Raw genomic sequence first — 15,566 nt, 5'->3', positions numbered from 1 at the left:
GTGATTTCGTTGGTGAATAACAAATTGAATTTAGAAAAGGTTTTCCGTGAACATATTTGGGGGAATAGTTGTTTCCTATATAAAGTAAATTTTAAATATACATGCATTATGGCAACAACAAATTTCAAAGGACAACCGGTGAAACTGATCGGTGAATTTATACAAGTAGGTAAGGTAGCTCCTGACTTCGAGCTGGTAAAAACAGATTTATCTTCTTTCTCTCTGAAAGATTTAAATGGTAAAAATGTGATTTTAAATATTTTCCCTAGTCTGGATACCAGTGTATGTGCAACTTCTGTACGTAAGTTTAATAAGATGGCTGCCGGACTGAAAGATACGGTAGTATTGGCTATTTCTAAGGATCTTCCTTTTGCACACGGCCGTTTCTGTACGACAGAAGGTATTGAAAATGTAATTCCATTGTCTGATTTCCGTTTCTCTGATTTCGACGAAAGTTACGGAGTGCGTATGGCAGATGGGCCGTTAGCAGGACTTTTGGCTCGTGCCGTAGTTGTGATTGGCAAAGATGGCAAGATTGCATATACGGAACTTGTTCCTGAAATCACTCAGGAGCCTGATTATGACAAAGCCTTAGCTGCGATACAATAATAAAGTATTAAGTATTAAGTATTAACCGCGGCAAATCAGCGGCTACGACTAATACTTAATACTTAACACCTAATACTTATTTAAACTTTTTGACCTAATGGGAACTGGTAAAAGGCTTGGTAAACTGCCATAGCTCCGTTCTTGTTAGGTTGTGTTTTTTCTACACTAAACCTCAACTATCATGAACAAAATGAAAACTCTATTCATCGCCCTGTTATGTATGGGCGCTGGAACTTTATCGGCCCAAACTGCCGATAGTACACAAACTTCTCCCTGGACAAAAGAAGGATTTGCCGGACTGAAACTAACGCAAGTGAGCCTCACTAATTGGGCTGCCGGAGGTGATAACTCTGTTGCCTTTGACTTGCAGGGCACTTATCAGATTAACTATAAGAAAGGAAAACATCTGTGGAATAACCGTATTGAACTGGCTTATGGATTAAATAAGACTGGTGATGACGGAACCCGGAAAGCGAATGATAAAATCTATTTGAATACGAATTATGGCTATTCTATTGCCAAAAACTGGTATGCCAGTGCATTCGCCACTTTCCAGACACAGTTTTCTCCGGGATATGATTACTCTGTTAATAAAGACATTGCTATCTCCGAATTTATGGCTCCTGCCTATTTGACTACCGGTTTGGGCTTTACGTATGATCCGGGTAAGATATTTACCGTTGTATTGTCTCCGGCTGCGTGGCGCGGAACATTTGTACTCAATGACCGTCTCTCTGACGAAGGAGCTTATGGAGTTGATCCGGGCAAACATCTATTATCCAGCTTCGGTGCTAACTTGAAAGGAGAAGCTAAATATGAATTCTTAAAGAATATGACAGTATATTCACGTTTGGATCTATATTCCGATTATCTGCATAAGCCGCTGAACATAGATGTGAACTGGGAAGTACAAATAAATATGATTATCAATAAATGGTTCTCAACCACACTTACTACTAACCTGATGTATGACGATGATGTGAAAATCGTGCAAAAGGATGGTACAAAAGGTGCTCGTGTGCAATTTAAAGAGATATTGGGAGTAGGAGTCCAGTTTAATTTCTAAGTACCAAGTATTAGGTATTAAGTATTACCATGGCTGTTTGATTAATTGTGTAAACAACAATTAGAGCAAAATACCAGCTACGGTTAATACCTAATACTTAATACTTAATACTTATTTTTTCTTTTTCAGCCCTTTATAAGCCAGAAAACCGATTACCATTACCACCACTGCTATAATGACATAGCCAATTTCGTGACTGTATTCGGTTGCCATTACATAGACATCATTAGTCGTTTTGAGGTCTGTAAAACGGTAAATCAGGTATCCGAGCAAAGCTAATATACTGTTCCATATAGCAGCGCCGAGAGTTGTATAAAGCAGGAAAGAACCTATTTTCATGCCGGCTAATCCTGCGGGAATACTGATAAGTTGGCGTACAGCCGGAATGAGGCGGCCAAAGAAAGTGGAAGCTGCACCGTGCTTTCTGAAATATTCTTCCGCATGATGTATTTTTTCTTCATCAATAAGGCACATGTGCCCTAAACGACTGTTAGCAAATTTATAAATGATAGGGCGACCCAGCCAACGGGCGAGGTAATAATTTACTAATGCACCGATATCGGCTCCTATGGTTGCAAATAGGATGACGAGAAAGATATTCATACTGTCGTCAGCCATTGCTTTCCATGCGGCAGGTGGCACTATGGCTTCCGAGGGGAAGGGAATAAAAGAGCTTTCGATAGCCATAAAAATGGTGACTACCCAATAGTTCAAGTTTTCTAATACCCATTTAAGAAGTTCTGCTACTGATTCCATGTTTTTTGAGGATAGAATTTATAAATTGATTTATTTTTTTCCTTTCGGTTTTTTCTTATTCTCTTTTTTCATGCGTTCCCATACTTCTTTGAGAGTTCTTTCGTCTTCTTCTCTATGTTCGGGACTGTTCAACAGATCCAGAATCATGTCTTCTTCCAATGGATGCTCGCATTCCTTATTATATTTAAAGAAGTTGTCGATTTCGCCGTGCATAAGGCAAAGAACACTCAATTTCTCCGTCACATCTTCGTATTTCGGATTCATCTGGTATGCTTTCTCAAAGTATTCTTTCGCTTCGAACAGATAGTCACTTTCCGAATAAGCAGAGGCAATCATATACCACATTTCTATGTTAGGGTTCGTCTCTATCGCTTTTTCGAAAGAGATGGCAGCTTCGTCTTCCAGTTCCTCTGCGAGGTATAGTTTCCCCTCTGTCAGATAAATCAATCCCTCATTCGGGTTTATCTCTTTGGCTTTTTCGCATAACTCATGCGCTTCTTCATACCTTGCCAGATGTGACAGGGCGAAAGCTTTGCTGGTATAAGTGTCTATCAATAAAATAGACTGTTTGTCTCCGTTTTCTTCAAAACGTGCGATTACTTTGTCGTAATAGTCATCGGCTTTCTGCCATTCTTCTTTATTGCCATAGGATATTCCCATAAACATATAACCCAGTTCGGGGGGAATGGATTTGAACTCAATCGCCTTTTGGTAATTCTCGATGGCTTCATCCGAATTGTTCAGATAGAAGAAACAATGTGCCTTGTAGGCGTAAGCTTCTCCGTACTGATCGTCGGCTGCCAATGCAAAATCACAGGCTTCGATGGCTTTGTCTATTTGTTCCTGAACAAAGTAACATTTCACCAGCCCCATCCAGTAGGACGGGTTGAACGGGGATTTGTCAATGAGTTTGTTGTAATAGGTGATGGCCGGTTCTACCTGATGGGTCGATGCCAGATAATCGGCTGTGAGAGCCATATATTCTTCATCTTCGGCATAGCGGGATTTCCCTTTGTCGAGCCATTCTTTGGCTGCTTCCGGATATCCCATGTCCAGATAGAGAAAGACAACATCAATGATTGTTTCCAGTTCGTCGGCATCCGCTATTGTGCTTAACAGCCATTGGGCTTCTTCCAGTTTTCCTCCATTCAGCAATAGTTCGGCTTTCAGCAGTTTCACTTCGGAGTCAAATTCTTCGGTAATTGAATCTGCCACTTTCTTTGCTTTTTGTAGCTTTTGGGTGTCCAGGTAAAGATAGGCTTGTTCTATAAGCAAATCTGTATTTCCCGGATGTATTTTAAGCCCGTAAGTGATTGCTTCTTGTGCTTCTTTGAATTTTCGTTCGGAGGCATACCAGTCAGCGATGTCAGCCAATTGGTCAGCATCCAGATAAAGTTGTCGGTTTTCTGCTTTTGCTTCTTCGTAGTTTGTGATTAGTGTGACTAGTTCCTTTTTTGCTGATGGTGAATTTTTCCTACCCATTTTATTTTAGATTTTTAATTGCTAAGATGGGGCTGTTGCAAAAGTTTTGATGATGATCCTTTTGACACAGCCCCATTGTAAAGTTAAGCTTGAAAGCTTAGTTATTTATTAATCTTCCCCCATGTGTCTTTCAACCCTACTGTGCGGTTGAAGATTAGTTTTTCCGGGGTTGATTCTTTATCGATATTAAAGTAACCGATCCGTTGGAACTGCAGGTAGGAGAGTGGAGGCAGGGTAGCTGCGAACTTCTCTATGTAGCAGTTGGGCAGAATTTTCAATGAGTCCGGATTAATGATTTCCTTCATGGCTTCCAGTGCTTCACAATTTTTTGCTTCGCGGATGGCAGCCAGTTCGTCGCGTGGATTTTCCACTTTCCACAGGCGGTCGTACAAACGTACTTCTGCTTGCAGGCAGTGGTTACAGCTTACCCAGTGGAGCGTACCTTTCACCTTGCGGTTAGCATCCGGCATACCACTGCGGGTATTTGCGTCATATTCGCAATATACTTCTGTGATTACACCGTTTTCGTCTTTCTTGCAACCGGTACATTTCACGATATAAGCATTTTTGAGACGTACTTCCTGTCCCGGTGTCATGCGGAAATATTTCTTGGGAGCATCTTCCATGAAGTCTTCGCGTTCCATCCACAACTCGCGGCTGAACTCGATCAGGTGACTTCCTGCTTCCGGATCTTCCGGATTGTTGATTGCTTCCAGTTCCTCAACCTGTCCTTCCGGATAGTTGGTGATAATCAGTTTTACCGGGTTGATAACGGCAGATATACGGGTAGCACGGCTGTTCAAATCATCCCGGACAGAGCTTTCCAACAGGGCGATGTCGTTCAGGGCATCGTAAGTGGTATAACCGATTTTATCGATAAACTTATGAATGGACTCCGGTGAATAACCGCGACGGCGGAAACCGCAGATAGTCGGCATACGGGGGTCGTCCCATCCGTTTACCAATCCTTCTTTCACCAGTGTGAGCAGGTTACGTTTGCTCATCAGGGTGTAGCTTAGATTCAGTTTGTTGAATTCAGTCTGACGGGGACGGTTGTCGTTCAGGTCTTTTCCTTCTTTCAACCAATCGATGAAGAGGTCGTAAAGCGGACGGTGTACCACAAATTCAAGTGTACACAGAGAATGAGTCACTCCTTCGAAGAAGTCACTCTGTCCGTGGGCGAAGTCATACATCGGATAAGCTTTCCAGGTAGTACCCGTACGGTGGTGCGGGTGTTTCACTACACGGTAAATAATCGGATCGCGGAAGTGCATATTCGGATTAGCCATGTCAATCTTGGCACGGAGCACCATGGCGCCTTCTTCGATCTCGCCGCTATTCATTTTCTTAAAAAGTTCGAGGCTCTCTTCGATAGGACGGTTCCGGTAAGGGCTTTCCACACCCGGTTGGGTAGGCGTGCCTTTCTGCTGTGCGATCAGTTCGGAACTTTGTTCGTCGATATATGCTTTTCCCTCCTGTATCAGGCGGATCGCGAAATCCCATAATTGCTGGAAGTAGTCAGAAGCATAATATTCATTTCCCCACTGGTAGCCTAACCATTGGATATCTTCTTTGATAGCTTCTACATATTCCACATCTTCCTTGGTAGGGTTTGTGTCGTCGAAACGAAGGTTACATACACCGCCGTGTTTTTCTGCGATGCCGAAATCAAGGCAAATAGCTTTGGCATGGCCGATGTGAAGGTAGCCGTTGGGCTCGGGCGGGAAACGCGTCTGCACTTTTCCACCATTTTTACCTTCTTTCAAGTCTTTCTCTACTGCCTGTTCAATAAAGTTCAAGCTTTTCTTTTCGCCTGCTTCTTCGTTTTTAATATCTGTCATAACGGTTAATGTTATCTGTATTTAGGCTACAAAAGTAGGACATTTTTTTTATTTAACCGGAATATAACCGCTCTTTTTTATAATCTCCTGTCCGTCGGATGAAAGAATAAACTGAATCAGGGGACTAACTTGTTCCTTATTTTTTACATTATAATAGTAGTAAAGCGGGCGGACGATAGGGTAGGTCTTGTTGGTGGCATTCTCTACCGTAGGGGTGGCGTAGTGGCTTCCGTCATAAGATACGGAAAGCGTTTTGACACGGGGAGATACGTAGGCAAGTCCGACATATCCGATGGCTCCTTGGGTCTGGCTGACAGACTGGATAATGGCGCCCGTTGCCGGCATGGAAAGGCTGCTTGCCATGTAGTTTTTATTTTTCAATACGCTCTCTTTGAAAAATTCGTAAGTACCGGACGATGTTTCACGCGAGTAGACCACTATTTTTCGGTTGTCTCCGCCCTACCTGTTTCCAGTTGGTTATCTTCCCCCGGAAAATATCCTCCAGTTGTTGGCGGGTCAGCTGTTTCACCGGATTGGAGGGATGCACCACCACGGCGAGGGCGTCGTAGGCAACAATCACTTCGTTTACTTCTTCTCCTGCCGCTTTAATTTTCATCTTCTCGCTGAACTTGATCGGGCGGGAGGCCATCGCAATGTCCGTTGTATGCTCCATTAAGGCGGAGATACCCACACCGGTTCCGCCACCGGTTACTGTGACACGGGCATCCGGATGCTGGTTCATAAACCGCTCTGCTGTCTGTTGTGCGACAGGTAGTACCGTGTCGCTACCTTTTATACGTTGCGCGTTGGCACCGAGCGAGAGTAAGGAAAGGGCGATTAATAAGTTTCTTCTCACTTTCATATTTCTTCTTTTTATTGACTTTGCAAATTAAGCAATCGGATATTACATTTCCATTTCATCCGGAATGGAAATATTGCTTGTAACACAAATGTAATACGATTGAAACATTTCCTTCAAACATTAGTCACACCTCCTTAATAAAGAGACGCTTTCTTTGCATCAGAAATCATAGTAGGTATGAAAAAGGTATTTGAAAGGATTGTGGAAGGAATGTTGACTTGTAGCGGTTTCGTGACAAGTATTACTATTCTGCTGATTGTACTCTTCCTTTTCACGGAAGCTTTCGGGCTGTTCAAGAGCAAGGTGATTGAAGAGGGATATGTGTTGGCGCTGAATAAGAGCAACAAAGTTAGTGTGTTGAGCCCTGCACAGATAAAAAATGTTTTTGATGAGGAGATTACAAACTGGAAGGAGCTCGGTGGGGAAGATCTCCCTATCCGGGTTTTTCGTTTGGAGGATATAACGCAGTATTATACGGAAGAGGAGCTGGGACCTGCTTATGAATATGCAGGCGACAAGATTACGGAACTGGTAGAGAAAACACCGGGTATCGTAGCTTTTGTTCCGCAGAAGTTTATTGTTCATCCGGACGCGGTGCATTTCATAGAAGATAACACCATTTCCGTGAAAGATGTATTTGCGGGTGCCGAATGGTTTCCTACGGCCACTCCGGCAGCTCAATTCGGCTTTCTGCCGTTGATTACCGGTACGTTGTGGGTGAGTTTGTTCGCCATTCTTTTTGCTTTGCCGTTCGGGCTTTCGGTTTCTATCTATATGTCTGAAGTGGCAAACCCGAAAGTGCGGAACTGGCTGAAACCGATTATCGAACTGTTGAGCGGTATTCCTTCGGTGGTCTATGGCTTTTTCGGGTTGATTGTCATTGTTCCGTTGATTCAGAAGTTGTTTAATCTTCCGGTAGGAGAGAGCGGCCTGGCAGGGAGTATCGTACTGGCTATTATGGCATTGCCTACCATCATAACGGTGACGGAGGATGCGATGCGCAACTGTCCGCGTGCAATGCGGGAAGCGAGCCTGGCATTGGGGGCTTCTCAATGGCAGACTATATATAAGGTAGTGATTCCTTATTCTATTTCGGGTATTACATCCGGTGTGGTACTTGGCATCGGACGTGCTATCGGGGAGACGATGGCGGTATTGATGGTGACGGGTAATGCGGCCGTGATTCCGACAACTATTCTTGAGCCTTTGCGTACCATTCCGGCTACGATTGCCGCCGAACTGGGAGAGGCTCCTGCAGGTGGTCCGCACTATCAGGCATTGTTCCTGTTGGGTGTCGTACTGTTCTTCATTACATTGATTATCAACTTTAGTGTGGAATATATTTCTTCTAAAGGATTAAAACGTAGTAAATAAGATGGAAATACGGAGTAATAATAAAGCTAAACACCGTTCGCAGAAATTTGCTTTCGGAATTTTCCGGTTGTTGAGTCTTTGCATTGTATTGATATTGTTTGCGATTCTGGGATTTATCATCTATAAGGGAATCGGTACTATCAGTTGGGATTTCATCACTTCGGCTCCTACGGACGGAATGACGGGTGGCGGTATCTGGCCGGCTATTGTAGGTACCTTCTATCTGATGGTGGGAAGTGCGCTGTTTGCATTTCCGATAGGGGTGATGAGTGGTATTTATATGAATGAGTATGCGCCGAAAGGCAGGTTGGTACGCTTTATCCGGGTGATGACCAATAACTTGAGCGGTATTCCTTCCATCGTATTCGGATTGTTCGGTATGGCGCTGTTTGTCAATTATATGGGGTTCGGTGATAGTATTCTGGCAGGCTCTTTGACATTAGGTTTGCTTTGCGTACCTTTGGTTATCCGGACAACGGAGGAAGCCTTGAAAGCCATTCCTGACAGTATGCGTGAAGGTAGCCGGGCATTGGGAGCGACGAAGTTGCAGACGATAGGACGCGTCATTCTGCCGATGGGTATGCCGAACATTATAACAGGGTTGATTCTCGCATTGGGACGTGTTTCGGGAGAGACGGCGCCGATTCTGTTTACTTGTGCCGCATACTTCCTGCCGCAACTGCCTACCGGCATTCTGGATCAGTGTATGGCCTTGCCTTACCATTTGTATGTGATTTCCACCAGTGGAACGGATATGGAGGCACAACTGCCGCTGGCTTATGGCACGGCATTGGTATTGATTATGATGATCCTGTTGGTGAATCTGCTGGCTAATGCCTTGAGAAAGTATTTTGAGAAAAGAGTAAAAACGAACTAAATTAGTATATGGATACAGTGAAAATTGATACGCGTGATGTGAACTTCTGGTATGGGGACTTTCATGCATTGAAGGGCATCAGCATGCAGATTGAGGAAAAATCGGTTGTTGCTTTTATCGGACCGTCCGGTTGCGGTAAGTCTACTTTCCTCCGGCTTTTCAACCGGATGAATGATTTGATTCCTGCTACCCGTCTGGAGGGAGAAATCTGTATCGACGGACATAATATCTATGCGAAAGGCGTGGAAGTGGACGAACTCCGCAAGAATGTGGGAATGGTGTTCCAACGTCCCAATCCTTTCCCGAAAAGCATATTCGAGAATGTGGCTTACGGACTTCGTGTGAACGGAATAAAAGATAATGCTTTCATCCGCCAGCGTGTAGAGGAAACGTTGAAAGGAGCGGCTCTTTGGGAGGAGGTGAAAGATAAGTTGAAGGAATCGGCTTATGCACTGTCCGGCGGACAGCAGCAGCGTCTTTGTATTGCCCGTGCGATGGCTGTCTCTCCTTCGGTATTGCTGATGGATGAACCTGCCTCTGCGCTCGATCCTATTTCTACGGCGAAAGTGGAGGAGTTGATTCATGAACTGAAGAAGGATTATACGATTGTAATCGTTACGCATAATATGCAGCAGGCAGCCCGTGTCAGTGATAAGACGGCGTTTTTCTATATGGGAGAAATGGTGGAATTCGATCAGACGAAAAAGATATTCACCAATCCGGAGAAGGAGGCTACCCAGAATTACATAACGGGACGTTTCGGGTAATGAATTAGGCACGGATTACACGGATTTCACGGTTTTTAGAAATATGCTTGTTTAAAGCAACAGCGTCATCCGTGTAATCCGTGCTTAAAATTTATCTCTGAAATCTAATTAGCAGAATATTAATCATTTATATATAATAGACTATGGTAAAGTTTATAGAATCGGAACTCATCCTATTGAAGAAGGAAATTGATGAAATGTGGACCTTGGTGTACAATCAGCTTGACCGTGCCGGAGAGGCTGTGTTGACCCTTGACAAGGAGTTGGCTCAACAGGTGATGGTTCGCGAACGCAGAGTGAATGCTTTCGAATTGAAGATAGATAGTGATGTGGAAGATATTATCGCATTGTATAATCCGGTGGCGATTGATCTTCGTTTTGTGTTGGCTATGTTGAAAATCAATACGAACTTGGAACGTTTAGGTGACTTTGCGGAAGGGATCGCCCGTTTTGTACTTCGTTGCAAAGAACCGGTATTAGATGCGGAACTGTTGTCTCGTCTTCGCCTGGCAGAAATGCAGGCAGAGGTGTTGTCGATGCTGGAACTGGCGAAACGTGCCTTGAATGAAGAGAGTAATGATTTGGCGGCAGGAGTGTTTGCCAAGGATAATTTGCTGGATGAAATCAATGCGGATGCAACAGGGATTCTTTCAGACTATATTATCGAACATCCGGAAGCTGTACATACTTGCGTAGATTTAGTCAGTGTGTTCCGTAAACTGGAACGCTCGGGAGATCATATTACCAACATTGCCGAGGAGATTGTTTTCTTCATTGATGCCAAAGTGTTAAAACATCGTGGAAAAACGGATGAAAATTACCCGGAAAAGTAATTTTCTGCCGATTTTTAAACAGAAATTAGGGCTCCTTAAAAAATTATCTTATATTTGTCTCCTGTAACGGACAAGTTACAGGAGTTTTTGCTTCAAATGATAATAAATCCAAAGAATTTTCAAAAAGATGTTATATGACATGTTTTATAATTTGGATAGTATCGGTAAAACCGCCTATATTTGCACCGTTATCCTGAAAACAATCTTTTTACCTTAAAAAAAAACTAATACCTATTGAAAACTGAAAAATGGGGCTTTGTGAAAAGCCCTATTTTTTTTGCTCTTATTTTTTAAGCTCCTTTCTAATTCGTATCTTTGACCCTTGCATTAAAAGAGTATTTTCAATCGTAAAATAGTAAATCAAAATAGTAAATAGTAAATCGTAAAATAGTAAATAAAATTATGTTTTCTGGAATCGTAGAAGAATATGCTACTTTGGTAGCACTGGTGAAAGACCAGGAGAATATACACTTTACATTTAAGTGTTCGTTTGTGAATGAGTTGAAAATTGACCAGAGTATTTCTCACAATGGTGTATGCCTGACGGTGGTGACTCTGACGGATGATACGTATACGGTGACTGCCATGAAAGAAACGTTGGAGCGTTCTAACCTCGGTTTGTTGAAAGTGGGGGATAAGGTGAACGTTGAACGTAGCATGATGATGAACGGTCGGCTGGATGGACATATCGTTCAGGGGCATGTGGACCAGACTGCCACTTGTATTGATATTAAGGATGCGGAAGGCAGTTGGTATTTTACATTCCGGTATGCGTTTGACAAGGAGATGGCGAAACGCGGATATATCACTGTGGATAAGGGTTCGGTGACTGTGAACGGCGTTAGCCTGACGGTATGTAATCCGACGGATGATACTTTCCAGGTGGCTATCATTCCTTATACTTACGAGCATACGAACTTCCATACATTTGAGATTGGCAGTGTGGTAAATATCGAATTTGATATTATCGGCAAGTATATCAGCCGGATGATTCAATATAAATAAGGAAATATAAATAAGTGACCGGAGGATTGGAAATGGCATATACTGATTTTCTTCAATTGGTGCAGGCTCGTCAAAGTGACCGTTCGTATGATAAGGAACGTCCGGTGGAGCCGGAAAAGTTGGAACGGGTGCTTGAAGCTGCACGTTTGGCGCCTTCGGCCTGCAACGCACAACCTTGGAGGTTTGTGGTCATCACAGACAAGGAACTGGCTCAAAAAGCCGGGAAAGCTGCTGCTGGCTTGGGAATGAATAAGTTTGCCAAAGATGCTCCCGTGCATATTCTGGTTGTAGAAGAATCTGCTAATATCACTTCCCTGCTTGGTGGAAAGGTTAAAGGCAAGCATTTCCCGTTGATCGACATTGGAATAGCGGCTGCTCATATTTCTCTGGCTGCTGAAGCCGAAGGATTGGGCTCTTGTATTCTGGGTTGGTTCGATGAAAAAGAGATGAAACAACTTGCCGGTATTCCTGCTTCGAAACGTTTATTGCTGGATATTGTCATTGGCTATCCGGCAAAGGAAAAACGTAAGAAGACGAGGAAGCCGAAAGAAAAGGTGATTTCATACAATCGTTATTGATTGAAAAATAATTATATTCTTAGGCTTTTAGGATAAGCATATAACAGAAAGCATCGTTGGTTTAAAAGGAACGTTCCCTTCCTTTAAAACCAACGATGCTTTCCTTTTAAAGGAACGACCTGTTTCTTTAAAACCAATAATGGATTTTCTAAGGTGTTGATAATTAACTTATTATTGATGCCGCTTTTCCGGCGGCATCAATAATGCAGTATTTATTTCTTTTTTGACAAATCTTTTAATAGGTAGTCTACTGCTGCTTTCAGTTGCGCGTCTTCTCCTTTCAGGCTGGCTGTCGGTTCGTTATAGACTAGAATATCAGGTTGCAAGGTCTGATTTTCGAGATAGTTGCCTTGCATATCCATGCAACCTACCTGTGGGATACCGAATACAATAGACGGATCTATCTGGCGCTCCCACCACACGGCTGTCATCGTTCCTGCCACCGGGGCGCCTATCAGTTTACCAATGCCTAGAGTCTTATATACGTAAGGAGTGCCATGTGCATTGCTGTAATTGTCTTCACAAGTTAGCATGCATGAGGCTTTCAGCCATTTGTTGAATGGATCGCTGCCGATATATTGTCCGCGTGGCACGAAACGTTGATATTCCTTTCCGCTAAGTAAGGTGACCACATCATCGTGCAGCCATCCACCACCATTATGGCGGGTATCTACCACTACGGCTTCTTTATTACGATAACGACCGAGCAATTCGGAATAGATCTTGCGGAAGCTGGGGCTGTCCATACCTTTAATATGTACATAAGCAATGCGTCCGCCGGAAAGCTCTTCAACTTTCTTGGCGCAACGCTCTACCCAACGTTTGTAAAGCAGCTCGCTTTGAGTTCCATAGCTGATTGCTTTTACTGTTTCTTCAAAACGTTTTTTAGTGGAAGGATCGTATACGGTAAGTACTACTTTGCGTCCGACTTTGCCTTCAAATAACGGGAAGTAATCAGCACCGGCTTCAATCGTTGTGCCGTCTACTTTTTCAATGATGCAACCTGCCTTCACTTCTGTTTTTTTCTGGGTGAAAGGACTTTGCTTCATGATTTCCTTGATCTTTAAACCGGCACCGTTGTATGACTCATCATAAAAGACTCCCAGAGTAGCGGTAGGCATTGCGCTGCCTCCTGCTGCAAACCGGGCTCCGGTATGGGAGCCGTTCAGTTCGCCGAGCAATTCACTCAACATTTCTGTGAAGTCATAATTGTTACTGATGTGGGGCAAGAAGCGTTCGTATGCTTTTTTATATCCTTTCCAGTCTACTCCATGCAGGTCGGCAATATAGAATTTGTCATTTACTTGCTGGCAAACGTGGTCGAAGATGTATGCACGTTCATCATAAGGGCGGTAATCGAAGAATGCTTCAAATTCTATCGGTGTAATTTTGCTACCGGCAATCTCTATTTTCTTCAATCGGCCGCCTGTGCACATAAAGATATTCTTTCCTTCTTTATCCGGTATGAGTGAGCCGCCGCCAACTCCTTTTAATAATATTTTAGTTGTGTTTTCTTTCAGTTTATGCTCCCAAAGGTCGTAGTCTCCTTCAAAAGCTGCCAGGTAATAAAGAATATCACCCTTCGGACTCATGACAGCGTCACCCAGGCGGGAAGAATTTACAGTTAGACGAACGATACGGTCAAAACGATTTTCCAAATCGAATGTAAGAGGTTTTACCTCTGTACTGTCTTTTTCGCATTCTCATTCTGGGCAGTTTTCTTCTTACTGTCTTTAGTATCTTCTTTCTTCTCTGCCTTTTCTTTCTTGGCTTTTTCTTTTTCTGCTTTCTCTGCCTTTTCCGCTTCTTCAAGTAAGGCTATGTCTTCTTTGCTCATCAGGAAGCGGTTGTAGGCATCGACGTCGAAAAACATAATATAGGTGTCGTCTTCACTTCCCCAGCTACCATGGCTACGGTATCCGGCACGGTCACTGTTCCATATCATCGCTTTTCCACCCAACACCCATTTGGCGTTGCTGTCGCTGTATCCGCTTTCGGTAAGATTGACCATTTCGCCTTTTCCGTCGGCTTTCAGCAAAACGACGTCTTTATTGTTCCAGCCTCCTATGCCGATGAAGTCTGATAGAATCCATTTGCTGTCAGGGCTCCATTGGAACCATTGGTCACCGTCGGCATAAGAATATTGATATTTGGCATCCATCACTGTGCGTACAGCCTTGCTTTTCAGATTGATGACACGGATAGCGGTACGGTTTTCGAGGAAAGCAACCTCTTTACCGTCAGGACTGAATTGTGGTTGGAAAGAAGCCACTTTGGAGTTTGTCAAACGTTCTTCTTTCAATTCTGTGGCATAGGTGAATTGTTTCTCCTCTTTGCGTACGATGGTGGAAGTGTAAAGCTGCCACAATCCATCGCGTTCTGAAGAATAGACGAGTGTGCGTCCGTCGGGTGCGAAACTGATGTTACGTTCCTGATCGGGTGTGTTGGTGATTTGTTTGGTTGTTTTGTAGTCAATGGAGGTTACGTAAACATCACCGCGCATAATGAATGCAACTTCTTTTCCTTTGGGAGACACAGCGATATCGGTAGCTCCGTTGGATTTGATTTGGCGGATAATATCTTTGTCATTCTTGTCTGCCAGAATACTAATGTTCACCTTTTGGGGTTGTTTGCCCGGAACAAGTGTATAAATCTCACCGTCATAACCATAACAAAGCGTGCCTGTAGTTGAAATGCTTAGAAAGCGTACGGGATGTTTGGTATGGAAAGTGATTTGTCGGGAAGTAGTGGCTCCGGGAGTACGTTGGAATATATTGAAGGAACCTTTCTCTTCACTTAGATAATAGAATGATTGACCATCAGGACTCCATACCGGTTCGCGGTCTTCACCTCCGAAAGTTGTTTGTTTTTGATAAATAGGGGCTTTTCCGGGAGTGTATGTCCAGATGTCGCGGGCAATAGGGGATACCTGATGTTTACGCCAATAGTCTTCGTATCCTTTCTTGTCTTGATAGAGCATCACTCCCTCCTTATTGATAGAGATGCATTCCATTGGCATGGATGAGAACATAGTGGGGCGTCCTCCCGTCACGGGCACTTCGTATACTTGCTGGAACTGACCGGAAGGAAATCCGGCATCTTCGGCAGAGGGAGCAATGTTGGCTGTGAATAAAATGTGTTTGCTATCTTTGTAGGCAACGGGTTTCTCACTGCCCGAATGAGTGGTCAGTCGCTGGGGCGTTCCTCCTTCACTGGATACGACGAAAACGTCGAGACTTCCCATTCGGTCCGATGCAAAGGCAATCTGTTTGCTGTCGGGACTCCACACCGGTTCCGTATCAAAAGCCGGATTGGTAGTGATTTGTGTGGCACGTCCGCCGGTTGACGGTACCGTGTAGATGTCTCCTTTGTAGGTGAATGCAATGGTGGTTCCGTCTGGCGAAAGAGCGCAGTGGCGCATCCATAAAGGAGATTCTTGTGCAATGCTTGTCCCTGCTAGACAGATGACAAATGCACTTAGCAGTAGCTTTTTCATTTTTTCTAATCTAATTGTGT

At 43.7% G+C, this 15,566-nt stretch carries 11 protein-coding genes and 2 pseudogenes; 8 read left to right on the top strand and 5 right to left on the bottom strand.

What is annotated here, in order from left to right:
- Positions 1–108: 108 nt before the first annotated feature.
- On the top strand, positions 109–609 hold the full coding sequence (gene tpx, locus NXX38_RS21910; RefSeq protein WP_074559007.1) for a thiol peroxidase: 501 nt from the start codon (positions 109–111) through the stop codon (positions 607–609).
- 181 nt (positions 610–790) lie between these two features.
- On the top strand, positions 791–1,675 hold the full coding sequence (locus tag NXX38_RS21905; RefSeq protein ID WP_074558996.1) for a DUF3078 domain-containing protein: 885 nt from the start codon (positions 791–793) through the stop codon (positions 1,673–1,675).
- A 111-nt stretch (positions 1,676–1,786) separates the two neighbouring features.
- On the opposite strand, the gene NXX38_RS21900 is transcribed toward NXX38_RS21905, so the two are convergent.
- From NXX38_RS21900 to NXX38_RS21885, 4 genes and pseudogenes are all read right to left on the bottom strand, one after another.
- On the bottom strand, positions 1,787–2,431 hold the full coding sequence (locus tag NXX38_RS21900) for a DedA family protein (protein WP_074558997.1): 645 nt from the start codon (positions 2,429–2,431) through the stop codon (positions 1,787–1,789).
- Positions 2,432–2,461: 30 nt separating this feature from the next.
- Positions 2,462–3,913: a lipopolysaccharide assembly protein LapB gene (locus NXX38_RS21895; RefSeq protein WP_148367898.1), complete on the bottom strand. Its 1,452-nt coding sequence runs from the start codon at positions 3,911–3,913 to the stop codon at positions 2,462–2,464.
- A gap of 101 nt (positions 3,914–4,014) precedes the next feature.
- Entirely contained in the window at positions 4,015–5,754 is a 1,740-nt protein-coding gene (locus NXX38_RS21890; protein WP_074638588.1) for a glutamine--tRNA ligase/YqeY domain fusion protein, read from the bottom strand.
- 48 nt (positions 5,755–5,802) lie between these two features.
- Positions 5,803–6,616 (bottom strand): annotated as a pseudogene (locus tag NXX38_RS21885) (PstS family phosphate ABC transporter substrate-binding protein).
- A 177-nt stretch (positions 6,617–6,793) separates the two neighbouring features.
- Between NXX38_RS21885 and pstC the strand changes: the two are divergent.
- The 6 genes from pstC (at position 6,794) to NXX38_RS21855 (ending at position 12,050) form a co-directional block, all read left to right on the top strand.
- On the top strand, positions 6,794–7,990 hold the full coding sequence (gene pstC / locus NXX38_RS21880; protein ID WP_234133887.1) for a phosphate ABC transporter permease subunit PstC: 1,197 nt from the start codon (positions 6,794–6,796) through the stop codon (positions 7,988–7,990).
- A 1-nt stretch (position 7,991) separates the two neighbouring features.
- Positions 7,992–8,867 carry a phosphate ABC transporter permease PstA gene (gene pstA, locus NXX38_RS21875; protein ID WP_148367901.1) on the top strand — a complete coding sequence of 292 codons (876 nt, stop codon included), beginning with the start codon at positions 7,992–7,994 and terminating at the stop codon, positions 8,865–8,867.
- Positions 8,868–8,875: 8 nt separating this feature from the next.
- Positions 8,876–9,634, top strand: coding sequence for a phosphate ABC transporter ATP-binding protein PstB (pstB, locus tag NXX38_RS21870; RefSeq protein ID WP_099147582.1), 759 nt, complete (start codon positions 8,876–8,878; stop codon positions 9,632–9,634).
- Between the two features lie 143 nt (positions 9,635–9,777).
- A complete protein-coding gene (gene phoU / locus NXX38_RS21865; RefSeq protein WP_004296659.1) occupies positions 9,778–10,467 on the top strand; it encodes a phosphate signaling complex protein PhoU in 690 nt (229 codons plus the stop codon).
- Positions 10,468–10,869: 402 nt separating this feature from the next.
- On the top strand, positions 10,870–11,472 hold the full coding sequence (locus tag NXX38_RS21860; protein WP_004303876.1) for a riboflavin synthase: 603 nt from the start codon (positions 10,870–10,872) through the stop codon (positions 11,470–11,472).
- Positions 11,473–11,504: 32 nt separating this feature from the next.
- Complete coding sequence (locus NXX38_RS21855; RefSeq protein ID WP_148367913.1) at positions 11,505–12,050, top strand: nitroreductase family protein; 546 nt, start codon at positions 11,505–11,507, stop codon at positions 12,048–12,050.
- A 212-nt stretch (positions 12,051–12,262) separates the two neighbouring features.
- Here NXX38_RS21855 and NXX38_RS21850 read toward each other — a convergent pair.
- Positions 12,263–15,546, bottom strand: a pseudogene (locus NXX38_RS21850) (S41 family peptidase).
- Between the last annotated feature and the right edge of the window lie 20 nt (positions 15,547–15,566).

It is taken from the genome of Bacteroides sp. BFG-637, from assembly GCF_024793605.1.
Classification (GTDB): domain Bacteria; phylum Bacteroidota; class Bacteroidia; order Bacteroidales; family Bacteroidaceae; genus Bacteroides; species Bacteroides vicugnae.
This window is presented reverse-complemented; position numbering and strand designations above follow the sequence as displayed.

Bases quoted from the DNA above. Each gene is read 5' to 3' on its own strand.
- tpx (WP_074559007.1), top strand. From the start codon at position 109: ATGGCAACAACAAATTTCAAAGGACAACCGGTGAAACTGATCGGTGAA.
- NXX38_RS21905 (WP_074558996.1), top strand. From the start codon at position 791: ATGAACAAAATGAAAACTCTATTCATCGCCCTGTTATGTATGGGCGCT.
- NXX38_RS21900 (WP_074558997.1), bottom strand. From the start codon at position 2,431: ATGGAATCAGTAGCAGAACTTCTTAAATGGGTATTAGAAAACTTGAAC.
- NXX38_RS21895 (WP_148367898.1), bottom strand. From the start codon at position 3,913: ATGGGTAGGAAAAATTCACCATCAGCAAAAAAGGAACTAGTCACACTA.
- NXX38_RS21890 (WP_074638588.1), bottom strand. From the start codon at position 5,754: ATGACAGATATTAAAAACGAAGAAGCAGGCGAAAAGAAAAGCTTGAAC.
- pstC (WP_234133887.1), top strand. From the start codon at position 6,794: ATGAAAAAGGTATTTGAAAGGATTGTGGAAGGAATGTTGACTTGTAGC.
- pstA (WP_148367901.1), top strand. From the start codon at position 7,992: ATGGAAATACGGAGTAATAATAAAGCTAAACACCGTTCGCAGAAATTT.
- pstB (WP_099147582.1), top strand. From the start codon at position 8,876: ATGGATACAGTGAAAATTGATACGCGTGATGTGAACTTCTGGTATGGG.
- phoU (WP_004296659.1), top strand. From the start codon at position 9,778: ATGGTAAAGTTTATAGAATCGGAACTCATCCTATTGAAGAAGGAAATT.
- NXX38_RS21860 (WP_004303876.1), top strand. From the start codon at position 10,870: ATGTTTTCTGGAATCGTAGAAGAATATGCTACTTTGGTAGCACTGGTG.
- NXX38_RS21855 (WP_148367913.1), top strand. From the start codon at position 11,505: ATGGCATATACTGATTTTCTTCAATTGGTGCAGGCTCGTCAAAGTGAC.